This is a genomic window from Citrobacter sp. Cs237 (assembly GCF_030332325.1).
GTDB classification, from domain to species: Bacteria; Pseudomonadota; Gammaproteobacteria; order Enterobacterales; family Enterobacteriaceae; genus Citrobacter_A; species Citrobacter_A sedlakii.
In genome coordinates this window covers 274409-298521 of record NZ_JAOWIB010000106.1, presented here as the reverse complement: position 1 = coordinate 298521, position 24113 = coordinate 274409, and the positions used below count along the sequence as shown (strand labels likewise).

The following is a 24113-nucleotide window of genomic DNA, read 5'->3' as shown; positions in this document are numbered from 1 at the left end:
GCTAAAACTCAAACTGATAGAGCAAATCCAGTGCCTGATCTACGCCAGACACGGCTTCCAGATATAGCTTAGGCATCAGGCGATAACGTAGCGTGAGCGTGGCTAAAGAGTCAAATATGCCCACACCGTATTTCACCTGTAGACCAGGCAATACATATCCGCTGACCACCACCTGGGATGAGTCCCCTACCCCCTGGGTGTCCAGCGCCAAATTGCTTACGCCAAATGTCTCCCCGATTTTACCCACAACCTGACCACTTTGTGCAACCCCCAGGCCAATGAGCATGGAGGTCATCGCTGCGCTGTCGCTTTGATCGCTGTCCAGTCCCTGTCCGCGCAGCAGATAAGAGAGCGCCATTTGCTGTGACATGGCCGGATCAGAGAAGATCTCCGCCTTCGGTTCGTCCGCCGATCCGGTGACGCGAACGCCAGCGATCACATCATCTTCGGTCGCTTCCGGGTTACGAATCGCTTCGATATTGAGTAAAGGCTGATCCGGCGGGCCAGAGAAGAGCAGTTCGCCCTTACGCACTATCAGATCCTGCCCGTAGGCGTGGAAGCGGCCTTCCGGAATATTAATCTGTCCGTTAAGCCCCAGCCCCTGTTTATCCTGCGCCACTTTCAAATCGCCCGTCAGACGGGCTTTCAGGCCAAACGCGTCCATCCGCACGTTGTTGCCGACGTGAACGATCAGGTTGCTGTTGATCGGGATCCCGGCGGTCTGCGGTTCTTCAGGCTGTAACTGATCGTTGAGCATGACTTCGTCGCTGGAGACGCCCACTGCGCTTTCCGGCAGCTCATGCACCACAATGCGCGCCCACGGCACGTCGACACGACCGTCGAGGGTGAACAAGCTCGGCGTCGCTTCAAACACCACGTCCGGCGAGACGTCCAGCCGTACCATTGGCGGTACGGTAATGCGCACCCGGCTGCCTTTCGCCGCAACCCGCGCGCGCCAGTTGTCGATCTGGCTCCAGTCTGCGTCACCGCTGAGGTTTATCTGCCCCTGCTGAGTACGTACTTCCCCGGTCAGGGTCGAGCGCGTACCGTTAAAATTCATCGCCAGCTGACTTGGCTGCATGTCAAACGGCATAAAGTTGCCGTCGATATCCAGACCGCTTAGCTGGAGCTGACCAAACATCTGCGGCCCCTGGACATCGCCGCCGAGACGCAGGTTCGCGTTCAGCATCCCCGCCGCTTTTTCACCGCGGGCAAAGATCGGGTTCACCATCGCCAGATTGAGGTTGCGGATGTTCACATTGCCGCCGAGATTACGTCGCCCCTGCGGATCGGTCACCTGCACCTGACCGTCAAGCTGTCCGTTATTGGTCAGGCGAATCAGCCAGCCCAGTTCCGCGCGATTGTTATGCAGATCGGCGCTGACGTTCAGCGTGTCAAACGCCAGCGGCAGCGGCCCGTCGTTAACCGTCTGCGTCACCTTCACGTTACGTCCGGAAAGCGTCACGTTGCCCTGCGGCAGCCCCTCTTTGGTGGTGTCCCACGCCACGTCAGCCTTCCCGGTAAAAACGCCGCTGGCCTGAGTGGTCTCTGGCATAAACGGCTTCAGCATCGCCAGATCGAAGCGGTTGAGATTCACCACCGCCCGGCCTTCCGCTCCGGCGTCAATGGTTTGCGGCACACACAGTTCAGCGTTCGGGTTCGTCCAGCAATGTGGCCCAATGCTGATTTTCTGCTCCTGGTTGCGGTAATCCAGTGCGATGGCGCGGGTCAGCGACCACGGCCCCACCGGCGTCTGGAAGCGGGTATTGCTGAGGGTACCTTTCCAGCGCATCTCTTTTCGGTCAAAGCTACCGGCCAGATCGAGCTGTCCGGAAACCGGCTCGCCCTGAACCCGCAGCTGCAACTGGTGCTGCTTCTCGCTGCCTTTCGCGTTCAGCGTGACAAGATTGATATTCACATCCGGCTGCGAGATTCGTTCAACCCTGACATCAAGCTGTCCGGCAATCTGGCCGGTGGATTTGATATCCCCTTCTACCCGCACCTGGGCCACGGAGAGTTCCTGCCAGCGCAGGCCGCGGGCGGTGATATCCGCCAGCAGTTGCGGCGCATCGACCGTGCCGCGCACCTTTAACAGGCCTTTCGCCGTACCGCCTAATCCCGGCAGTGCGTTATCCAGCCCCGGCGCGTCAATGGTGGCGTCCAGATTCAGCTCTTTGACGCCCAGCTCGCCTTTCACATCCGCGCTGTTCGCCCCCAGTTCCAGATGCAGTCCCGGAATGATCCACTGCATGTAACTGTTGCCCTTCAGCGAGCCGTTAACGTTAACCTTGTTCTGCTTAACGTTGCCTGTCAGCTTCAGCTCCGGCACCTCCATCTGCCACGTGCCGCCATACAGGCTGCCGCGGGTTTTGACCAGACCATTGAGCCTCGAGGGCCAGTCCGGCACCTCTTTGGCGGTGTTAATGCCATCCAGCGTCAGTTCACCGCGCCAGCTGATCGCCTGCTGCCAGTCCACCAGCGCTTTCAGCTCGGTTTTCCCTTCCAGCGCGGCGACGGTCAGCTTGTCGAGGTTAATCTGCTGTTCGTTGCCTTTCGCATCCAGAGTGATGGTCGCCGGGGGAATATCCTGACCTTTCACCGCCGTGCGCATCGACAGCGTGTAGTCGGTCATTTTGCCGGTGAGTTTGAGCCGGATATCATCGGCCTGGAACTGCTTATCGCCGGTAAACGGCCAGTAAACCTGCTTACTGACCACGTCCAGATTGAGCGGCAACCCGGCCTCCGCCAGCCGCGTCTGCGCCCGCAGATCCACATCCACCGGGCCGGAGAGATTCACGCCGACTTCCAGCTGTTCGCGCAGCGCGCCGCCCACCTTTAGCGTGATCTTCTCGCCCTTCAGCGGCTCCACGTTCAGCGTGCTGTTGAGGGTCATATCCACTGGCCAGTTATGGCTTAACTGTGCCGTACCAGTCGCCTTTATCGTCCCCTGACTGGAATCGATATCCAGCGCGTCCAGCTTCATATTGCCGTCAATGCTACTGACCTTAAGCAACAGGCTAAAGACCGTCAGATCGGTATCGCCCGTAAGACGCAACTGCTCGCCTTTAAACGCTTCGATATTAAGATTCAGCGGCAGGTGAACGTCGGTCATTTCCGGCAGCACCGGCCTGGAGAACAGATCCTTGAGCGTTTCGCCGAGCGGTTTTTCGTCCGGCTGCGGATTCTGGATCTTCGGTTCCACGACCTCTTCTTGCGCCACGTCCGCCACTTTAGGCAGCGCGATCAACAGCCCCTGTAATGAGGTGGGCTTCAGGGTCAGATTTTTTTCCTGCCAGTTCAGGCCTGAGGTGAAATCCATTACCGAAACGGTGGTGTCGTCAATTTTAATATTGACGTTTTCCAGCGCGACGCGAGAAAGGGTGATGGGATAGGGCGTGGAGAGATTCAGCGGGCCGCTGTCTTCCTCTTCCTCTACCTGTTCCGCGGGCGGCATCTTTTTGCTGTCAATGACGACGTTGATGTCCTTGAGCGACAAATCGTTGACGCACAGACTGCTGTTCCACAGGCAGTCCAGCCCCACAGCCAGATGCACTTCGCCGGCATTCACCGCCACGCCCGGCTGGTCGTAACGGATATTTTTCAATGACAGGTCACGCCAGCCGCCGGTCACCTGGCCGATTTCCAGCCCCGGCACCCAGCGGTTCGCCGCGTTGAACACCAGATGCAGACCGGTGGTGGTGCCCACCAGAAACCCGACGGTTGCCAGCAGCAGCAGGATAAAAATCAGTACTCCGAGGCTTATCTTCTTCCATAAACTCATAATTCAGGCCCCAGACCGATGTAAAACTGTAAACCATGCTCGTCTTTGTCGCCGATCGGCGCGGCGATATCGAGCTTGATCGGCCCGACCGGCGACTGCCAGCGCACGCCAACCCCGGCGCCGGTTTTGAAGTCGCTTCTGCGGATATCGCTGACCGCTTCGCCGCTGTCGACAAACATCGCGCCCCACCATTTTCCGCTGACGTTATACTGATATTCCAGCGAGCCAGTTGCCAGCTTCGACGCCCCTTTCAGGTCGCCATTGCTGTCTTTCGGCGAGATTGATTTATATTTGTAGCCGCGAATACTGCGATCGCCCCCGGCGAAGAAGCGGAGATCCGGCGGCACTTTGTCAAAGTCGCCGGTCTCAATCCAGCCGAGATTGCCGCGCATCACGAAACGGTGGCGATCGTACAAGGTGCGGATCCAGACGTTTTGCGCCTGGATCACCGAGAAATCGACATCTGATCCCCAGGCGGTGTTGGAGTAGTCAATCGAATAGCGCTGCGAGTCGCCCCACGTCGGCATCAGGCCGCCGCGCGAGCGGGTACGGCTTATCATCACCCCCGGATACAGCAGCATGGTGGTATTGGTCACTTCGCCCTGGGTAAAGTGGTCGAGACTCCAGCGCAGGTTTATCGCTCGCTGCCAGCCGCTGGAAAGATCCCAGTAGCGCGAAAGCGCAAGCGTGGTGGAATCCTGTTCGGTATCGTTGAGATCGGTACGCTTAAAGCCGCCCTGCACCAGGTAATACTGCTCCAGCGGATTCTTTAAGAGCGGGATTTTGTAGCTGAAATCCAGCACCTGTTCGGGGGCGGAGATGCTGGCGCTGGTGGTCAGGCTGTGCCCGTACGAGTTCATCCACGGTTTTTTCCACGTCGCCTTTACCCGCGGGCCGACGTCAGTGGAATAGCCCACCCCGGTTTCGATGGTGTTTTCGGTGCGCGGCGAAACCACGCCCTTTAGCGGCAGCACTTTGGTCTGGCGCGCTTTGTCGAATTCCGGCGCGACGACCACCGAGTTGAACCATCCGGTCGCCGAGAGACGACGGTTTAACTCGCCGAGATCTTTTGATTCATACTGGTCCCCCTCTTTAAACGGCACCAGATTTTGCAGATACTCATCGCGGATCTGCGAACCTTCGAAAGTGACATGACCAAAGCGGTAGCGCTCGCCGCTGTTGTAGTCGATATCCCAGAAAGCCTGATGGCGGTCAAGCGCGACGCCCAACTGGCTCTTATTAAATTCGCTGTCGAAATACCCTTTACGTAGCGCCACGCTGGTGAGGGACTTTTTAAAACTGTCGTAATCCCCGTGATTCAGCACCGTCCCGACTGCCGGACGCGTTTTCAGCAGATCCAGATAATCTCTGTCGGTACGCGCGCCGCCGCGTAAAATGACTTCGGTCCCGCCAATGCGCACCGGTTCACCCGGCGTGACCCTGGCGATCAGCACCTGACGCCCCTTTGCCGGCGGCGGACGCAGGTCAAAGTCGATCGTCGGCTCGTAGTAACCGAGCGCCTTTAGCCCCTCACGGATAGCATCATCCACGCGCGCGCGAAAACGCCGGTCCGGCGTCACTTCGTCGCTTTGAATTGTGGAGAGCTGCGCACGGACGTTTTTCTCCAGTTCTCCTGATAGCCCCTCGACCTGTAATCGGACGTTCGCGGCCCAGGCGGAACTGCTTAAGCACAGCAGGCTCACCCAGCATAACTGACGGATATGTGGCACTTTTTCTCCTGAATATCCCTTATTTCCACCCCTGGAAAACAACCATAATGCCGATCCACGGCTTAACAAAAACCCAACAACTGGGATTGAAAAACAGACGACAACCCAAATATTTCTTATGTTTAAGATAGACGTATTCGTAATGGATATTGTGTGCAAATACGCGTCTTGTTACAACCTTAACCCCAATTACTGATTATCGGGAGAACGGCACCATGAGTTTATTCGACAAAAAGCATCTGATTTCACCGTCAGAGGCGCTACCTGGACGCAATACCCCGATGCCGGTGGCGACGCTTCACGCCGTCAATGAACATTCAATGACGAACGTGCCCGAGGGGATGGAAGTCGCCTTTTTCGCCATGGGCTGTTTCTGGGGCGTTGAGCGCCTGTTCTGGCAGCTCCCTGGCGTTTACAGCACCGCGGCGGGGTATACCGGCGGCTATACGCCTAACCCGACCTACCGGGAAGTGTGTTCCGGCGAGACCGGCCACGCCGAAGCGGTACGCGTGGTGTATGACCCGAACGTTATCAGCTACGAGCAGCTGTTACAGGTGTTCTGGGAAAACCACGATCCGGCGCAAGGTATGCGTCAGGGCAACGACCACGGCACCCAGTACCGTTCGGCCATTTATCCGCTGACGCCGGAGCAGGACGCCGCCGCGCGCGCCAGCCTTGCGCGTTTTCAGTCGGCGATGACCGCCTCCGGCGACGATCGCCACATCACAACGGAAATCAGCAACGCCACGCCGTTTTACTACGCCGAGGACGATCACCAGCAGTATCTGCACAAAAATCCGTACGGATACTGCGGCATCGGCGGGATTGGCATTTGTCTGCCGCCACAAGGGTAATCTATCGTGACACGGCCACGCGGGCGGCGTGGCGCGTGGCGCTAACCACCGTGCCCTTATCCAACACCTTGCCTTTCAGGCATAAATTGAATACCGGCGCGGATGGCCGGTTGAGCCGGTTTTGCAATAAATGCACGGCTTCCACCCCCAGCGCCCGACAGGGGATGGTGATGCAACTCACCGTTGCAATAACCTCCGCGTCCAGTCCCTCCACGCCGGTGGTCATGAGCGAGATCCCCTCCGGCATGCGAACGCCCGCTTTTTCCAGCACGCGCTGAATGCCCACCGACATCGGCGCACCCGCGCAAAAAATCACTTCCGGCCACGCCTCGCGCGGCGTAATGCGCAGCCAGTCGTCTATCGCCTGTTCCGCCTCCCCGGCGGTAAACCCTTCGGTGACCAACAGATCCCGCTGTGAATCAAACGGGATCTGATACTGGCGATAGACCTCTTTAATGCCTTCCAGCCGCCAGTACATGGTTTCGCGCCGCAGGCTGGTGATGTGAAGTATGCGGCGGTGCCCCTGATCGAACAGATACTGCGCCGCAAGGTTGCCAATCGCCCGGTGATCCGGTGATACCGCGTCGAGTAGCCCCTCCCGATCCTGCGAATTCACCAGCACGCAGGGTTTATCCAGCGACTGCGCCAGTTTGTGGATGGTTGGATCGTCAATGCCGATCAGAATGATGGCGTTGATATTCTTATTGTTGGCTTTTTCCAGAAAGATTTTGATATCGGCGCGTTGCTCGTCCAGCCCACACCAGGTGAGATACACATCGTGCGGCGCAACCGCGTCAGCGATGCCCCGCGTCACCTCCAGGTAAAAAGCGTCGCCCTGGGCGGTGAACGTTCGCTGGGGGGCAAAAACCACGATCCCGTTAATCAGCAGGCGACCGCTGGCGAGGGAGTCGAGCACGCCCAACTGGCGCGCGCAGTTCACTATCGCTTCACGCGCCTTGTTGCTGGTGTAAGACTTTCCGCTGAGTACCCGGGAAACGGTACTGACCGAGAAGCCGGTCAAGGCCGCAATTTCGTCCATTTTTAGCTTGCCTGACATTCTGTGACCCCGCTCGCAATGTATCTTTGCAAATTTTTGCAGATGTACACCATTGATTCTAAAACGCCTTTTTGCTTCGCGGGCTAACTTCTTTTGCATCCTGCAAGCCCTCTCACAAAATCCCGTTGTCGACGTTTCAGCCGTTTTCTATGTTCCGCTTATCCCCCCATCGCACTGAGTAAGGCCTGACATGAAAAAAGTACGTTTTGGCATTATTGGCGTCGGCAATATCGGCACCGTCCACGCCCGTTATCTGCTGGCAGGTAAGGTTGAAGAAGCCTGCCTGACCGCCGTTTGCGATAACAATCCCGACAAACATGCCGCCATCCGCCGTCTGACGGGCGAGTCGGTCGCTCTGTTCAGCGACGCGCGCGAGATGCTGGAAAGCGGTCTGATCGACGCGGTGATTGTCGCCACGCCGCATTACGATCATCCGGCGCTATCGATAATGGCAATGCGCCGGGGCATACACACCCTCTGCGAAAAGCCCGCTGGCGTCTACACCGCGCAGGTTGAGGAAATGAACGCCTGCGCCCGCGAATGCGACGTGGTGTTTAGCATGATGTATAACCAGCGTCCCAATCCGCTGTACCAGAAAGTGAAAGATCTCATCGACAGCGGCGAACTGGGCGAACTGCGCCGCTCCAACTGGATCATCACCAACTGGTATCGCTCGCAGAGCTATTACAACTCCGGCGGCTGGCGCGCCACCTGGAAAGGCGAAGGCGGCGGCGTGCTGCTCAACCAGGATCCTCATCAGCTCGATCTCTGGCAGTGGCTGGTGGGAATGCCGGTGCGGATGCGCGCCTTTTGCCAGTTTGGTAAGCATCGCCAGATTGAGGTCGAAAACGAGGTCACCGCGTATGCAGAATACGCCAACGGCGCAACGGGGGTGTTTATTACCACCACCGCAGAAGCGCCGGGGACCAACCGGCTGGAGATCGCAGGCGATCGCGGCAAAGTGGTGGTGGAAGAAGGCCGCCTGCGCTTCTGGCGTTTGCGCGAATCAGAAACCGAGTTCAATGCCCGCTGGCAAAACGGCTTCGGCGAGCCGGAGTGCTGGGAAGTGACGATTCCCACCGCGGCGGAATGCAGCGAGCATGATGTGATTACCCGTAATTTCACCGCCGCTATCCTGCACGGCGAGCCGCTGATCGCCCCCGGTCTGGAGGGGATTCGCGGTCTCACGCTTTCTAACGCCATGCACCTGTCCACCTGGATCGACGACTGGGTCGCGTTTCCCTTTGACGAGCAGCGCTACTACCAGTTGTTGCAAGAACGCATTGCGTCATCGGTAGAAAAACATGTCGCCAGCCGCACGCTGGACGCTTCCGGCACCTGGTAACGACGAGGAGGAAGGATGCTGAACGTTGCGATTGTTGGAACGGGGAATATTTCCCATAACCATATTCAGGGCTATCTGGCCTTTCCTGAACGCTGCCGGATTGTCGCGCTGGTGGATATCTATCCGGAGAAAGCCGAAGAGAAGAAAACCCGCTACGGGCTGGCTGAAGCGCAGGTGTTCGCCAGCCACGCCGCGCTGCTGGCGGCGGATCTGCATGTCGATCTGGTGGACGTCTGTACGCCGCCTTACGTCCACGCGGAAATCGCCATTGATGCGCTGAATAACGGAAAGCATGTGCTGTGCGAAAAACCAATGGCGGCGTCGCTGGAGGAGTGCGACGCGATGATCGCCGCCCAACGGGCCAGCGGGAAAACCCTGTCGGTGATTGCGCAAAACCGCTTTACTGACGCGTTCTGGCGCTTAAAGGCGGCGGTGGACTCCGGCCTGGCAGGCAATATTTGCCACGCGCAGGTGGACTCCTTCTGGTGGCGCGGGCACTGCTATTACGACCTCTGGTGGCGCGGCACCTGGGAAAAAGAGGGCGGCGGCTGCACGCTGAATCACGCGGTGCACCACATCGACGCCATCCAGTGGCTGCTCGGCTTTCCCAGCGAGGTGGTGGCGATGATGACCAACGTCGCCCACGATAACGCCGAAGTCGAAGATCTCAGCGCGGCGATTTTCAGATACCCCGGCGGCGCGCTGACGCAGTTGACCGCCTCGGTCGTCCATCACGGCGAAGATCAGAAGATTGTCATCCAGGGCGAAAAGGCGCGGATCTCCGCGCCGTGGAAAGTGTTCGCCAGCCAGTCCGCCGACAACGGCTTTCCGCAGCCGGAAAACAATCTTGCGCTGGAAGCGCGCCTGACCGCGCTGTTTCACGCCACACCCGCCCTCACATGGACCCTGCATACCGGGCAAATCGAAAACGTGTTAACCGCCATTGAACAACAAACCGCGCCGCTGGTGGACGGTGAGCAGGGGAAACGCTCACTGGAACTGATCGCCGCGATTTACAAATCGGCCATCACCCGTTCCGTGGTCACGCTGCCGGTTGCCCGCGACGATGCGTTTTATCGCACCGGCGGCCTGCTGGAGAAAGCCCCGCATTTTTATAAGAAATCCGCTTCCGTGAGCAATTTTGCCGAAGTGGGCGCAATCCCTCTGGGTAAAGACTTAGATTCAGGAGTAGAAGCATGAGCTTAAACGATGGAATGAACTATGCCCCGACCGGCAAACCGCAGCCGGTGGTCCAGCCTGGCGAGTTTAAGATTGCCGCCGCCGCGCTCGATCACGGCCATATCTATGGCATGTGCAACGGGTTGATTGAGGCTGGCGCGACGCTGAAATGGGTATATGACCCCGACCCGCAGAAGGTGGCGGCGTTCGTGAAGCAGTACCCTCAGGCGCAGGTGGCTGACTCGCTGGACACGCTGCTCAATGACCCGGACATACAGCTGATCGCTGGCGCGGCGGTGCCCTCAGAGCGCTGTCCGCTGGGGCTGAAGGTGATGGCGGCCGGAAAAGATTACTTCACGGACAAGGCGCCGCTGACGACGCTCGGGCAACTGGAAGACGCCAAAGCGATGGTAGCCAAAACCGGACGAAAATACGCGGTGTACTACAGCGAACGCCTGCACGTCGAAAGCGCGGTCTTCGCCGGCGAGTTAGTGAAAAAAGGGGCGATAGGCCGGGTGGTGCAAACGCTCGGTACCGGCCCGCATCGCGAGGGCAGCGGGCGTCCGGACTGGTTCTACGACCGTCGCTATTTCGGCGGCATTCTCTGCGATATTGGCAGCCATCAGATCGAGCAGTTTCTGTTTTACACCGGCAACAGTAACGCTCAGGTTGTCGCCAGTCAGGTGCGTAACGTGAATCACCCACAGTATCCGTTGTTTGAAGATTTCGGCGACGCGATGCTGGCGGGCGATAACGGCGCCACAGGCTACTTTCGCTGCGACTGGTTCACCCCGGACGGCCTCTCTTCCTGGGGCGACGGACGCTTAACCCTGCTCGGTACTGAGGGCTATATCGAAATCCGTAAATATGTCGATATCACTCGCGGCGAGCAGGATGTGGTCTATCTGGTCAACAAAGAGGGCGAGTTCCGCTATCCCGTGGCGGGGAAAGTCGGCTTCCCCTACTTTGGCGAACTGATCCTCGACTGTCTGCATCGCAGCGAAAACGCCATGACCCAGGCGCACGCCTTTAAGGCCGCCGAGTTGTGCGTTAAAGCACAGATGCTGGCAAATGCGCGTGGATGACGGAGCGCCCATGAAAACACTGAACGCCGCCATCATTGGCTGTGGAGCCATCCACACCACCCACGTAGAGGCACTGCGTCAGTTGCCCGCCGTGACGCTACGGGCCATTGCGGAATGCAATATCAACCGGGGGCGACAACTGGCCGCAGAATATGACTGCCAGCTCTACCATGACTATCGTGAAATGCTGTGGGATGACGCCATCGACGTGGTGCATATTTGTACGCCGCATTATCTGCATAAGCCGATGATCCTCGCCGCGCTGGCGGCGGGGAAACAGGTCTTTTGCGAAAAACCTGCGGTGATAAACGCGCTGGACGTGGCGGAAATCGACGCCGCCCTTCTGCACGCCAAAGGAACGCTGGGCATTTGTTATCAGAACCGGCTTAACCCCACCAGCATCGCTATTCAGCAGCAACTGCAGGACGGGACAATCGGCAAAATGCTCGCCATTAAAGCTGTGCTGACCTGGTCGCGCGGCGGCGGTTATTACACCGACAGTCCCTGGCGTGGGAAACATGCCACCGAAGGCGGCTGTCTGCTGATCAACCAGGCGATTCACACCCTTGATTTGATGCAATGGTTTGGCAAGGGCGTCACCCGCGTGAAGGGCGTGGTCGACAGCAGTTGGCTGGCTGACATTATTGACGGCGAGGATAGCGCGATGGCTACCTTCGCCTTTGCTAACGGCGCGCGCGGGCTGTTCTACGCCAGCAACTGTTACACCACCAACTCACCCCTGCAAATGGAAATTCACGGTGAACATGGCTTGCTGCAGCTTGAGGGCAGTGAGCTGTGGTTACTGCGTGACGGCGCGCGGCAAAAGCTGGCGAGTGATTCCGCCCCGGAGGGCAGCGGCAAAAGCTACTGGGGCGTCGGCCACCGGGAAGCGATTCGCCAGTTCTACAATGCGGTGCGCAATCCCGCCGCCGCAAACGTGTGCGGCATTGATGAAGCCGCGAAATCCTTGCAGATCGTCGATGCCATTTATCGTTCGTCGCAATTACGGCACTGGATAACCCTGGAGAAATAAACCCGCAATGCGTTAAACCCAGGCCGGAGCTGGCGACGCCGCCCTCCGGCAATAAAAAGTCCCCTACAGGAATAATGATATGGCGAAACCTACTGAACGGAGAGTGGGTTACGGCGTAGCGATAGGCTATGGCGTAACCGATTTATTTGGAGGCGGTGCATTCGCGGTTATTGGCACCTGGCTTTTATTTTTTTATACCACCTATTGTGGATTATCGGTGCTGGAAGCGGGCTCGATATTTGCAATCGCCCGAATTATTGACGCCATTTTAAGTCCGGTGATGGGCTATATTACCGATAATTTCGGTAATACCTGGCTTGGCCGGAAATTTGGCCGACGACGTTTCTTTTTGTTAATCAGCGCCCCGCTCATGTTTCTCTACGCGCTGGTGTGGGTCACCGACATGAGCTACTGGTATTATCTGGGCACCTATCTGTCTATTGAGCTGCTGTCAGCGATGGTGCTGGTGCCATGGGAGACGCTGGCCGCAGAGATGACTAACCGCTTTAGCGAACGTACGCGTCTGGCTGGCGTCCGTATGATGTGCTCGTCGCTGGGCGGATTTTTAGCGGTGTCGGTGCCGGGTATTATCATGCAGTTCACTGGTAAAGATAATTCTTTTACCTATACGCTAACCGGGATTGTTTTTGCGATCATTTATTTTGTCGCGGTGTTTACCACCTGGGCGACAACGTGGGAAGCGAAAGACGTACGCGAAGAATATGAATTCACGCCGGAAACGCAGCGCAGCAGTGGGTTATTCAACCATCTTAAGTATCTGGTTATTGATCTCTTTTCATCCTTTAAAATACGTATTTTCCGTCAACATATTCTTATTTATATTTGCTCGTTTACCGCCATGGATGTGTTTGGCTCGGTATTTACCTATTACGTGGTTTACGGCTTAAAGCAGGATGCGGCGACGGTGTCTGGATTACTCAGTATCGCGGCGTTTGTTTCTATTCCGGGTACGTTTGGCTTTATGATGCTGATGAACAAGCTAAATATGACGCCATCCAGCGCGCTACGGCTTTCTTACGGCTGTATTTTTATCGTTCTCGCCAGCCTGCTGGCGATTTACGTCGTCGACGTACCGATCCCCGCCCTGCTCTTTTCCGCCCTTTTTGTGCTGTTCGGTCTGGCAAAAGCGGGGTTGTATTACATTCCGTGGAACATCTATAGCTTTATTCCGGATGTCGATGAGATTGTCACCCGCCAGCGTCGGGAAGGGATTTTTGCCGGGGTGATGGTATTAACCCGTAAAAGCACCGTCGCACTGGCGATTATGCTGATAGGCGTGGTACTGGAAGAGAGCGGCTTTGTCAAAGGCGGCGGTGCGCAACCCATCAGCGCCCTGTACGCCATTATCGGTCTGATGATCTTCGCCACCGCGGCGTTGCTGGCCGTCAGCTTCTATACCACATTCAGGTTTAAGTTGACCCAGAAGACGCACAAGATCCTGATTAAAGAGGTGGCGCGGCGCAAGCTGGGCGGCAACTGCGCCGACTGTGACGAAGAGACCCGCCAGGTCATTAAAGCCCTGACCGGCTATGAATATGACGAGGTCTGGGATGCGAAGCCTGGCGCGAAAAACCCTGCCGTTATTGCTGAAAATTAACCCTCTGGCGACTTTACAGTCGCTTACGCTATACTAGCCCCTGAACTTACCGGCTCACCGCTACGAGCCGGTTTTCAATTTCTGTATCGCACGAATTATAAACTTCCCTTCCGAGGATCTGACCTGAACGGTCGGATAAGATATGTTAAACAGTATTTTTATCATTCTTTGCCTGATCGCTGTGAGTGCGTTCTTCTCGATATCCGAGATCTCGCTTGCCGCCTCACGTAAAATCAAACTGAAGCTGCTGGCCGATGAAGGCAATCTTAATGCGCAGCGCGTTCTGAAGATGCAGGAAAATCCCGGCATGTTCTTTACCGTGGTGCAAATTGGCCTGAACGCAGTCGCCATTTTGGGCGGTATCGTCGGCGACGCCGCCTTTTCTCCGGCATTTCACTCGCTGTTTTCCCGGTACATGTCAGCGGAGCTCTCCGAGCAGTTGAGCTTTATTCTCTCTTTCTCGCTGGTAACCGGCATGTTTATTCTCTTCGCGGACTTAACCCCGAAACGCATCGGTATGATTGCGCCAGAAGCTGTGGCTTTGCGTATCATCAACCCGATGCGCTTCTGTCTGTTTGTGTTCACCCCGCTGGTGTGGTTCTTCAACGGGCTGGCGAACGTGATCTTCCGCATCTTCAAACTGCCGATGGTGCGCAAAGATGACATCACCTCTGACGATATCTACGCCGTGGTGGAAGCCGGGGCGCTCGCGGGAGTGCTGCGTAAGCAGGAACATGAGCTGATTGAAAATGTCTTTGAGCTGGAGTCGCGTACCGTGCCGTCTTCCATGACCTCACGTGAAAACGTAATCTGGTTTGATCTGCACGAAGATGAGCAAAGCCTGAAAACCAAAGTCGCGGAGCATCCGCACTCTAAGTTTCTGGTATGTAATGAAGATATCGACCATATCATTGGCTACGTGGACTCAAAAGATCTGCTGAACCGGGTGCTGGCGAATCAAAGCATGGCGCTGAACAGCGGCGTGCAGATCCGCAATACGCTCATTGTTCCCGATACTCTGACCCTCTCCGAAGCGCTGGAAAGTTTCAAAACTGCCGGGGAAGACTTCGCGGTGATCATGAACGAATACGCGCTGGTGGTGGGTATTATCACTCTGAATGACGTGATGACCACGTTGATGGGCGATCTGGTCGGCCAGGGGCTGGAAGAGCAGATTGTAGCGCGCGACGAGAACTCATGGTTGATCGACGGCGGTACGCCAATCGACGACGTGATGCGCGTGCTGGATATTGACGAGTTCCCGCAGTCGGGCAACTACGAGACCATCGGCGGCTTTATGATGTTTATGCTGCGGAAGATCCCAAAACGTACCGACTCGGTGAAGTTTTCCGGCTACAAATTCGAAGTGGTGGATATCGACAACTACCGTATCGACCAGTTGCTGGTGACCCGTCTGGACAGCAAACCCAACGTTCTGACGCCGAAACTGCCCGATGCGAAGGACGAGACCCACGCCTCCTGATCCCACAAACATCAACGGCTCCCATCGGGAGCCGTTCATTTACTACGTAACACAACTGCATAGCACTTTGGTTAAGCCATCTCAGTTTGCAGACGCAGAACCTGACGGTTAACTTCGGACATCACAGAAAGATGCTGTTTGTCCTTCACTTTTGGGATAAGAATCTTACCCTTATCGAACTCAAAAGCGCCAACGTCCTTGATATATAACCGTCCGCGGAACAGGATCTTCACGTACTTCGCCACCTGCAGTGGGTTGTACCGTTGGAAAATTTTCATTGTTGTCTCCTGCGTAAGTCTTACGCCCTTGCGGTGCCACAATCGGCCCAACAGTTCTAAGGCGCAAATTTTAATGCCATTTGACTATAGACTATCTGTACGATGTTTCCAGCGTGTATAAGTTTATTTACCTTTTTATTACAGTTAATCAGAATCATCTTTGATTGTTGCCGATGCCTTCAGTATAAGACGTCGTTTTTCGCAGGATTTGTGCGCCCGTCCGCAAACTGACGCCGCGTTTACGGGAAAAAGCATCATTCGCACATATGATTAAACAGCGGCCCCAAGTGGTCGGATCACCTGCAAACAAGAAAAAGGAAACACCATGACCCTACGTAAGATTCTGGCGCTGGCATGCCTGTTAGCGCCGATGATGGCTTCCGCCCATAGCTTCGAAATCAACCAACGCGTACCGGCGGTGGGAATAGCCGATCGCGGCGAGCTGGTGCTGGAAAACGATACGTTCAGCTACAAAAAGTGGAACAGCGCGCAACTGCCGGGCAAAGTGCGCATCCTCCAGCACATCGCGGGACGCACCTCGGCTAAAGAGAAGAACGCCACGCTGATAGAAGCGATTAAATCGGCAAAACTGCCCCACGATACCTATCAGACCACCACTATCGTGAACACCGACGACGCCATTCCCGGTTCCGGCATGTTTGTGCGTAGCAGCCTGGAGAGCAATAAGAAGCTCTACCCGTGGTCGCAATTTATTGTCGACAGCAACGGCGTAGCGCGTAAGGCCTGGCAACTGGAGGAAGAAAGCTCCGCCATTGTGGTGCTGGATAAAGAGGGTCGTGTGCAGTGGGCCAAAGACGGCGCGTTAAGCCAACAAGATGTGCAGCAGGTGATCGCCCTGCTGCATAAATTACTCAGTAAATAGACACCCGAAAGCCGGGGTTGAGGAACGATTCACGCGGGGTGTAGTCCAGCGGTTTGCCCTGCCAGTCGTGAACGTGCGCCCCGGCGGCGGCGGCAACCGCATGGCCAGCGGCGGTATCCCAGATGCAGGTCGGTCCGAAGCGCGGATACAACTGCGCCTGTCCTTCTGCCACCAGACAGAATTTTAACGACGAACCGATCGACGTGGTCTGGTGTTCGCCCAACTGCTGAAGATACTCTTTCAGTTCGTTATCCGTGTGCGAGCGGCTAATGACTACCAGCGGCGGACGCGCATCGCGTACCTGGATCGGTTTGCGTACGCTGCATTCCTCTTTCCAGGCCTTGCCCTCAGCGGCGCTATACATTACCTTCATCACCGGCGCATAAACCACGCCCAGCACCGGTTTACCGTTATCGATCAGCGCGATGTTAACGGTGAACTCGCCATTGCGTTTGATAAACTCTTTGGTGCCGTCCAGCGGGTCCACCAGCCAGTAGCGCTGCCAGTGCTGACGCACTTCCCAGGCGGGGGGATCTTCTTCCGACAGAACCGGGATGTCCGGCGTTAACGTCTTTAACCCTTCAACGATGACGGCGTGCGCGGCGATGTCCGCTGCGGTGACGGGAGAATCGTCCTGCTTGCTAACGATCTCCATCGGTTTGATTCCATCATAAACCTGCATAATGGCATCGCCCGCGTTCCGTGCAAGCTGACAGACTTGTTCTAACATTCTCCACCTCGTTTTCGTACAGTGGTGTTAACTCATTGTTTTACTTATACCCCATTGCAGGAGGATCCGCCAACTGTGATAGCGTCTGCGTTTTTGCCGCCGCTTTTCATGTCATGATTCACAGTTCTGTAAGAAAGAAAATTTATATACATTTTCTTTTGTGGCCTCGATCTAAAAAAGGATGCCCCTGATGATTAAGTTTAGTGTAACGCTTTTGGCCACGCTGATCGCGGCCAGCGTGAACGCCGCGACGGTCGATCTGCGAATAATGGAAACCACCGATTTGCATAGCAATATGATGGATTTCGATTATTACAAGGATACGCCAACCGAAAAATTCGGACTGGTACGCACCGCAAGCCTGATCAACGCAGCGCGTGGCGAAGTGCAAAACAGCGTACTGGTCGACAACGGCGATCTGATTCAGGGAAGTCCCTTAGGTGACTACATGGCGGCGAAGGGGCTAAAGGACGGCGATATTCACCCGGTCTATAAAGCGATGAACACGCTGGACTACGCGGTCGGTAATCTCGGCAACCACGAGTTTAACTACGGGCTGGATTATCTGCACAAGGCGCTGGCTGGCGCGACATTCCCCTACGTCAACGCCAATATCATCGACGTGAAAACACAAAAGCCGCTGTTTACGCCGTATCTGATTAAAGAAACGGACGTGGTGGATAACGAAGGCCATACGCAAACCCTGAAAATTGGCTATATCGGCTTTGTGCCGCCGCAAATCATGACCTGGGATAAAGCCAACCTGAGCGGCAAAGTGACGGTGAATGATATTACCGAAACCGCGCGGAAATACGTGCCGGAAATGCGCGAGAAAGGGGCGGATATCGTCGTGGCGATTGCTCACTCCGGCCTTTCCGCCGACCCGTACCAGAGCATGGCGGAAAACTCCGTTTATTATCTCAGCGACGTGCCAGGCATTAACGCCATTATGTTTGGTCACGCGCACGCGGTCTTTCCGGGCAAAGACTTTGCCGGTATCAAAGGCGCAGATATCGCTAAGGGCACGCTAAACGGCATACCAGCGGTGATGCCGGGCATGTGGGGCGATCATCTTGGGGTTGTGGATCTGGTGCTTAACAATGACAGCGGAAAGTGGCAGGTAACCGGAGCGAAAGCTGAAGCGCGCCCGATTTACGACCCCGCGGCGAAAAAGTCGCTGGCCGCCGAAGATGAAAAGCTGGTGCGGATTCTGAAAAACGATCATGACGCCACCCGCGATTTCGTCAGCAAACCGATCGGCAAATCCGCCGACAACATGTACAGCTTTCTGGCGCTGGTGCAGGACGATCCGACCGTACAAGTAGTGAACAACGCGCAGAAAGCCTATGTGGAACACTTTATTCAGGGCGATCCGGATCTGGCGAAACTGCCGGTATTGTCTGCCGCCGCGCCGTTTAAAGTGGGCGGGCGTAAGAACGATCCGGCCAGCTTTGTCGAAGTCGAAAAAGGTCAGCTTACCTTCCGTAATGCCGCGGATCTGTACCTGTATCCGAACACCCTGGTGGTGGTGAAAGCCAGCGGTAAAGAGGTGAAAGAGTGGCTGGAGTGCGCCGCCGGGCAGTTTAATCAGATTGATATCAACAGCAGCAAACCGCAGTCGCTGATCAACTGGGACGGTTTCCGCACGTATAACTTCGACGTGATCGATGGCGTGAACTATCAGATTGACGTATCCCAACCCGCCCGTTACGACGGCGAATGCCAGACGGTAAATCCAAAAGCCGAGCGCATCAAAAACCTGACCTTTAACGGCAAGCCGATCGACCCGAATGCGCTTTTCCTGGTCGCCACCAATAACTATCGCGCATACGGCGGTAAGTTCGCCGGAACCGGCGACAGCCATATCGCGTTTGCCTCACCGGATGAAAACCGTTCTGTGCTGGCGGCGTGGATCGGCGCGGAGTCGAAGCGTACAGGCGAGATCCACCCGGCAGCAGATAATAACTGGCGTCTGGCGCCGATTCACAGCGACCGCAAACTGGATATTCGCTTTGAAACCTCACCCACCGCGAAAGCGGCGGCATTTATTAAAGAGAAAGGGCAGTATCCGATGCAAAAAGTCGCCACCGATGACGTTGGGTTTGCGATTTATCAGGTGGATTTGAGCAAGTAAACGTTGTGCGGCGTGCCGGATGGCGCTGTTCATGCGCTTATCCGGCAAGACGTCACGCCGCACGCGTTTCCCGCAGCGCCAGCACCTGCGGTAAATTCAGCTCAATCCAGTCCGCCAGCGCGGCGACCTTTTCACTTACCTGCTCGCCAAGCGGCGTCAGGCTATACTCGACATGCGGCGGTACCACCGGATAGGACACCCGGTTGATAAACCCATCCCGTTCCAGCGCCTGCAATGACTGCGCCAGCATCTTTTCACTCACGCCCCCCATTTTGCGCCGCAGATCGCTAAACCGATGCGTGCCGTCACGCAGCGCAACCAGAATTAACACGCCCCAACGGCTGGTGACATGCTTAAGCACGTCGCGGGAAGGGCACTGCTCGGCGAACAGGTTGCCGTCGCGAAGCTGCTGAGAAAGAGTGGATTTACCCATTTACACTTACCTTTTTGTACGTACTTACTAAAAGTAAGTTTAGGTGATAGCGTAATGGAACACAACAGACACGTAAAGGAGTCACCCCATGATTGCCATCACCGGCGCTACCGGCCAACTCGGCCACCATGTTATCGAAAGCCTGCTAAAAACTGTTCCCGCCAGCCAGGTTGTGGCGATTGTGCGTCACCCGGCGAAGGCCGCGACGCTAAGCCGGCGGGGAATCACCGTCCGCCAGGCAGACTATAGCGATGAGGCCGCCTTCACTACCGCGCTACAGGGCGTCGAAAAGCTGTTGTTGATCTCGTCAAGCGAGGTCGGGCAGCGCGCCGTGCAACACCGTAATGTGATTAACGCGGCGAAAGCGGCAGGCGTAAAATTTATCGCTTACACCAGTCTGCTTCATGCAGACCGTTCCCCGCTCGGCCTGCACCTTGAGCATGTCGAGACTGAGAAGATGCTGGCGGGATCCGGCATCCCGTATACGCTGCTGCGCAACGGCTGGTATAGCGAAAACTACCTGGCGAGCGCGCCCGCCGCGCTGGAGCACGGCGTGTTTATCGGCGCCGCTGGCGAGGGCAAAATCGCCTCTGCGACGCGTGCTGACTATGCCGCCGCCGCTGCGCGCGTCCTCAGCACCGACGGCCATGCCGGAAAAGTGTATGAACTGGCGGGGGACGACGCCTGGACGCTGAGCCAACTGGCTGACGAACTGAGTCAACAGAGCGGCAAACACATTGTCTATCAGAACCTGAGTAAAGCGGACTTCGCCGCGGCGCTGCAGGGGGCAGGTCTGCCCGCTGGCCTGGCTGATATGCTGGCGGATTCGGATATTGGCGCTTCTGAAGGCGGTCTGTTCGATAACAGCCGTACATTGAGCCAACTGATTGGTCGTCCCACCACCACGCTTGCCGACAGCGTTCGCGCCATGCTGCAGGTGTTAAAACTTAGTTAAATTAGGTGGCATCCTCACGCATCCTCTTTGATAATGGCAGGATGATGCGTGGGGAGAGATGACATGCAAGGTGTACCTGAGCAATTCAGCGATGAGAAAGACAGCGCCCGTTTTCGCCATCTGGCGGAAGTGCCGGGCGTGGAACTGTATCATGCGCATATTTCTCGCTACGCCTTCGAACCCCACACCCACGAAGCCTTCGGCATTGGGGCTATTGAGGCGGGAGCCGAGCGCTTTCGCTATCGCGGCGCCCAGTATCTGGCGCCCGCCCATTCCGTTATCACCATGAATCCGGACGAACTGCACACCGGCGAAGCTGAAACCGCCGATGGCTGGCGCTACCGGATGATCTATCTTGACCCCACCCTGCTGGAAGAGATAACGGGGATCCGCCACTGGGGGTTTCGCGAAGTGACAAGACACGATCCCTTGCGTTCACGCCAGATTTGCTCGCTGATCCACGGTTTGTGGCACACCGACGATCCGCTGGCGCAGAAAGGACTGTTGCTGGATTTAATCGATACCTTCCGGCCGCTGGCGCAGCCGATGCGGGCGCCGCGTGAAGGCGCGCACCGCTTTACGCGGGTGCGCGATTATCTCCACGACAACTACATGCGTCCGGTCACCTTAGACGAACTGGCCGCTGTCGCGGCGCTCAGTCCCTGGCATTTTCAGCGCCAGTTCAAAGCGCATTTTCACGTCACGCCGCATCAGATGCTGATGGCGATCCGCCTGTGGAGGGCGAAAGCCTTTCTCACTCTCGGGATGCCCGCCGCCGAAGTGGCCGCCGCCGCTGGCCTTACCGACCAGTCGCATCTGACTCGCGCCTTTACCCATCGCTACGGCATCACTCCCGTGCGCTACCAGAGACAGGTTTTCCCCCGCTAATGCGCAATCTCATACAATACGCGCGCGTTTTCCCTGCCTACACTCGTCGCTGGGTTAAAGCAGAGGGAGAAACATAATGATTAGCGGCGTGATATATGCCCTGCTGGCAGGGTTAATGTGGGGACTGATTTTTGTCGGGCCGTTGATCGTACCGGAATACCCGGCGATGCTGCAGTCGATGGGGCGTTACCTGGCGCTGGGCCTGATCGCTCTGCCGCTCGCCTGGCTTGGTCGCGCCCGTCTTCGCCAATTGACCTCAAAGGACTGGTTCACCGCGCTGGCGCTGACCATGATGGGCAACCTGATTTACTATCTCTGCCTCGCCAGCGCCATTCAGCGCACCGGCGCGCCGGTATCGACGATGATTATCGGCACGCTGCCGGTCGTCATTCCGGTATTTGCTAACCTGCTGTACAGTCATCGCGACGGCAGACTCGCCTGGCGACGCCTTGCCCCTTCACTGGCGTTGACAGGCATCGGACTACTGTGTGTGAATATCGCGGAGCTGGGTCAGGGGCTGCCGAATTTCAGCGGCTGGCGCTATGGCTCTGGCATCGCGCTGGCGGTGGTTTCGGTGGCCTGCTGGGCGTGGTATGCGCTGCGTAATGCGCGCTGGCTGCGCGAAAATCCGGACAAGCATCCAATGATGTGGGCGACAGCGCAGGCGCTGGTCACCCTACCCGTCTCTTTCGCAGGCTACATCGCCGCCTGCTTGTGGCTACACAACCAAACCCCAGGCTTTGCGCTCCCCTTTGGTCCGCGACCTGCGGTCTTTATCGGCCTGATGGTGGCAATTGCGGTGCTGTGCTCGTGGGTAGGGGCTCTGTGCTGGAATATCGCCAGCCAACGGTTGCCGACGGTGATCCTTGGGCCATTAATTGTTTTTGAGACGCTGGCGGGCCTGCTGTACACCTTTATTCTGCGTCAGGACATTCCCCCGCTGCTGACATTAAGCGGCATAGCGCTGCTCGTTGTCGGCGTGGTGCTCGCCGTAAAAGCCAAACCGGAAAAACCCGGCGTGGCGCCCGTCCCGGAGATGTAAATGGGCCGGACAGCGCTGCGCGTGTCCGGCCTGCAGTTAATGCTGCTGCTTATACTTTAAATACCGCTACCGTCTGATTCAGACGCGCAGCCTGTTCTTCCAGCGCGGCGGCGGCAGACGCTGACTCCTCCACCAGCGAGGCGTTCTGCTGAGTCACGCGATCCATCTCCGCCACCGCCTGTCCCACCTGATCGATTCCCCGGCTCTGCTCATCCGACGCAGAGGCGATTTCGCCCATGATGTCGGTCACACGGGTGACCGCGCTGACAATCTCATTCATCGTTTCACCGGCTTCATGCACCAGCGCGGAACCGGCATTCACCCGATCGCCAGAGTCTTCAATCAGCGCCTTGATCTCTTTCGCGGCCTGGGCGCTGCGGCTCGCCAGCGTACGAACTTCACCAGCGACCACGGCGAATCCGCGCCCCTGCTCGCCTGCGCGCGCCGCTTCCACCGCGGCGTTAAGCGCCAGGATGTTCGTCTGGAAGGCAATGCCGTCAATCACGCTGGTGATCTGGGCTATCTTGCTGGAACTGGTGGCGATCTCATCCATGGTGCGCACGACGCCTTCCACGACCTCGCCGCCCTTTTTCGCCGTACCCGAGGCGTTCTTCGCCAGTTGCGTCGCCTGGCGGGCGTTGTCCGCATTCTGCCGGACGGTGGCGGTCAACTGCTCCATGCTGGCTGCGGTTTCTTCCAGCGAAGCGGCCTGCTGTTCAGTACGTGAGGAGAGATCGTTACTGCCCGCCGTAATCTCACCGGCGCCGGTGTAGATCGTATCGGCGCCATCGCGCACCACGCGGACGGTATTCGCCAGCGACTGCTGCATATCGCGTACGTTACGCGCCAGTAGCGCCATTTCGTTGTTGCCTTCCGCGTCAATGCTGTGCGTGAGATCGCCGGACGCGATATGGCGGATATGGGACATCACTTCATGCAGCGGCTTCAGCAGCACACGCTGCATCGCTATCCAACTGATCAGAATGACGACCACGACCGCCAGCAGGATAAAGGACAGAATCCACAGAATGCGTTGATAGTCGTTTTCGTTATCCTTGATCCCCGCGCTGGTGAGCTTCGCCTGCGCGGTGCGCCATTCGTGATAGACGCTCTGCATTGCCGTTTGTTTCTGTTCGGCGTTCTGCTTAAACATCTCTTCCAGTTTGCCTTGCGCCAGCAAGGCGTTCATTTTTGCCAGCGTCGCTGAGTAAATGCCGTACTGTTCTTCCAGCCTGTCCGCCAGGCGCTCGTCCATCCCTGGCGTTTCCGGTAGCGCATAATAGGTGTCGTAATGTTTTTTCGCGTTCGCCAGCAGAGCATCTGCGGTTTTCACCAGTTCGCTGAGCTGGCCGCCGTTGATCTGCCCTGCCATGCTGCTTTGCAAACGCAGCATCCCCCGGTTCAGCGTTACCCGTGCCTGATTAAGGCTGATCCACGCATCGGTAAATTCCGCCACGTTCTGGCTTGCAAGTTGCGACACCGTGAAATTTTGTTTGTCATTTTTCAGCGCGTTAATAAACACGCCAGCCGAAAGAAGCTGCATCGCCCCGAGCGCGAGTAGCACCACGATCAATAAAGTGATCACGTTGATTCGTTTAAACATCT

19 protein-coding genes are annotated in these 24113 nt (G+C 56.8%); 12 read left to right on the top strand and 7 right to left on the bottom strand.

The window, feature by feature from the left end:
- Nucleotide 1: 1 nt before the first annotated feature.
- Together tamB and tamA are read right to left on the bottom strand one after the other, a co-directional pair.
- Nucleotides 2-3781, bottom strand: a complete 3780-nt coding sequence (tamB, locus tag OGY07_RS14815; protein ID WP_286601429.1) for an autotransporter assembly complex protein TamB — start codon at nucleotides 3779-3781, stop codon at nucleotides 2-4.
- Entirely contained in the window at nucleotides 3778-5511 is a 1734-nt protein-coding gene (gene tamA / locus OGY07_RS14810) for an autotransporter assembly complex protein TamA (protein ID WP_060570916.1), read from the bottom strand. Before tamA ends, tamB begins: the two co-directional genes overlap by 4 nt.
- 215 nt (nucleotides 5512-5726) lie before the next feature.
- Here tamA and msrA point away from each other — a divergent pair, with 215 nt between their 5' ends.
- Complete coding sequence (gene msrA / locus OGY07_RS14805) at nucleotides 5727-6365, top strand: peptide-methionine (S)-S-oxide reductase MsrA (RefSeq protein WP_181822111.1); 639 nt, start codon at nucleotides 5727-5729, stop codon at nucleotides 6363-6365.
- 1 nt (nucleotide 6366) lies between these two features.
- Here msrA and OGY07_RS14800 read toward each other — a convergent pair whose 3' ends face one another.
- The gene (locus OGY07_RS14800) at nucleotides 6367-7422 is read right to left on the bottom strand and encodes a LacI family DNA-binding transcriptional regulator (protein WP_181822112.1); all 1056 of its coding nucleotides are present in this window, start codon (nucleotides 7420-7422) and stop codon (nucleotides 6367-6369) included.
- 190 nt (nucleotides 7423-7612) lie between these two features.
- Here OGY07_RS14800 and OGY07_RS14795 point away from each other — a divergent pair, with 190 nt between their 5' ends.
- The 6 genes from OGY07_RS14795 to paeA all read left to right on the top strand — a co-directional run bounded on the left by OGY07_RS14795 (nucleotide 7613) and on the right by paeA (nucleotide 15165).
- Nucleotides 7613-8767, top strand: a complete 1155-nt coding sequence (locus OGY07_RS14795; RefSeq protein WP_060570919.1) for a Gfo/Idh/MocA family protein — start codon at nucleotides 7613-7615, stop codon at nucleotides 8765-8767.
- A gap of 15 nt (nucleotides 8768-8782) precedes the next feature.
- Nucleotides 8783-9967, top strand: coding sequence for a Gfo/Idh/MocA family protein (locus tag OGY07_RS14790; RefSeq protein WP_286601424.1), 1185 nt, complete (start codon nucleotides 8783-8785; stop codon nucleotides 9965-9967).
- Nucleotides 9964-11031 carry a Gfo/Idh/MocA family protein gene (locus tag OGY07_RS14785; RefSeq protein ID WP_205612721.1) on the top strand — a complete coding sequence of 356 codons (1068 nt, stop codon included), beginning with the start codon at nucleotides 9964-9966 and terminating at the stop codon, nucleotides 11029-11031. The genes OGY07_RS14790 and OGY07_RS14785 overlap by 4 nt, the downstream gene beginning before the upstream one ends.
- Before the next feature lie 10 nt (nucleotides 11032-11041).
- Entirely contained in the window at nucleotides 11042-12064 is a 1023-nt protein-coding gene (locus tag OGY07_RS14780; RefSeq protein WP_286601422.1) for a Gfo/Idh/MocA family protein, read from the top strand.
- A gap of 79 nt (nucleotides 12065-12143) precedes the next feature.
- Complete coding sequence (locus OGY07_RS14775; protein WP_286601421.1) at nucleotides 12144-13682, top strand: MFS transporter; 1539 nt, start codon at nucleotides 12144-12146, stop codon at nucleotides 13680-13682.
- A gap of 142 nt (nucleotides 13683-13824) precedes the next feature.
- Nucleotides 13825-15165 carry a polyamine export protein PaeA gene (paeA, locus tag OGY07_RS14770; RefSeq protein ID WP_042289497.1) on the top strand — a complete coding sequence of 447 codons (1341 nt, stop codon included), beginning with the start codon at nucleotides 13825-13827 and terminating at the stop codon, nucleotides 15163-15165.
- A 71-nt stretch (nucleotides 15166-15236) separates the two neighbouring features.
- On the opposite strand, the gene OGY07_RS14765 is transcribed toward paeA, so the two are convergent.
- The gene (locus OGY07_RS14765; protein ID WP_004857160.1) at nucleotides 15237-15443 is read right to left on the bottom strand and encodes a DUF1107 domain-containing protein; all 207 of its coding nucleotides are present in this window, start codon (nucleotides 15441-15443) and stop codon (nucleotides 15237-15239) included.
- A gap of 325 nt (nucleotides 15444-15768) precedes the next feature.
- On the opposite strand from OGY07_RS14765, the gene OGY07_RS14760 reads away from it, so the two are divergent.
- Nucleotides 15769-16326, top strand: a complete 558-nt coding sequence (locus OGY07_RS14760; RefSeq protein WP_181822115.1) for a YtfJ family protein — start codon at nucleotides 15769-15771, stop codon at nucleotides 16324-16326.
- Here the strand turns inward: OGY07_RS14760 and cysQ are convergent.
- Nucleotides 16316-17056 (bottom strand): 3'(2'),5'-bisphosphate nucleotidase CysQ, encoded by a 741-nt coding sequence (cysQ, locus tag OGY07_RS14755; protein ID WP_042289503.1) that lies wholly within the window; start codon nucleotides 17054-17056, stop codon nucleotides 16316-16318. The two genes, OGY07_RS14760 and cysQ, sit on opposite strands and share 11 nt — an antisense overlap.
- Nucleotides 17057-17246: 190 nt before the next feature.
- Between cysQ and OGY07_RS14750 the strand changes: the two genes are divergently transcribed.
- Entirely contained in the window at nucleotides 17247-19190 is a 1944-nt protein-coding gene (locus OGY07_RS14750) for a bifunctional 2',3'-cyclic-nucleotide 2'-phosphodiesterase/3'-nucleotidase (protein ID WP_286601419.1), read from the top strand.
- A gap of 52 nt (nucleotides 19191-19242) precedes the next feature.
- Here OGY07_RS14750 and OGY07_RS14745 read toward each other — a convergent pair whose 3' ends face one another.
- Complete coding sequence (locus OGY07_RS14745) at nucleotides 19243-19623, bottom strand: winged helix-turn-helix transcriptional regulator (protein ID WP_286601416.1); 381 nt, start codon at nucleotides 19621-19623, stop codon at nucleotides 19243-19245.
- Between the two features lie 88 nt (nucleotides 19624-19711).
- On the opposite strand from OGY07_RS14745, the gene OGY07_RS14740 reads away from it, so the two are divergent.
- The 3 genes from OGY07_RS14740 (at nucleotide 19712) to OGY07_RS14730 (ending at nucleotide 22508) form a co-directional block, all read left to right on the top strand.
- Nucleotides 19712-20578: an SDR family oxidoreductase gene (locus OGY07_RS14740; RefSeq protein ID WP_286601414.1), complete on the top strand. Its 867-nt coding sequence runs from the start codon at nucleotides 19712-19714 to the stop codon at nucleotides 20576-20578.
- Between the two features lie 63 nt (nucleotides 20579-20641).
- Nucleotides 20642-21466 carry an AraC family transcriptional regulator gene (locus OGY07_RS14735; RefSeq protein ID WP_286601411.1) on the top strand — a complete coding sequence of 275 codons (825 nt, stop codon included), beginning with the start codon at nucleotides 20642-20644 and terminating at the stop codon, nucleotides 21464-21466.
- A 76-nt stretch (nucleotides 21467-21542) separates the two neighbouring features.
- Entirely contained in the window at nucleotides 21543-22508 is a 966-nt protein-coding gene (locus OGY07_RS14730) for a DMT family transporter (RefSeq protein ID WP_181822120.1), read from the top strand.
- A 49-nt stretch (nucleotides 22509-22557) separates the two neighbouring features.
- On the opposite strand, the gene OGY07_RS14725 is transcribed toward OGY07_RS14730, so the two are convergent.
- A complete protein-coding gene (locus tag OGY07_RS14725; protein WP_286601408.1) occupies nucleotides 22558-24111 on the bottom strand; it encodes a methyl-accepting chemotaxis protein in 1554 nt (517 codons plus the stop codon).
- Nucleotides 24112-24113: the final 2 nt, after the last annotated feature.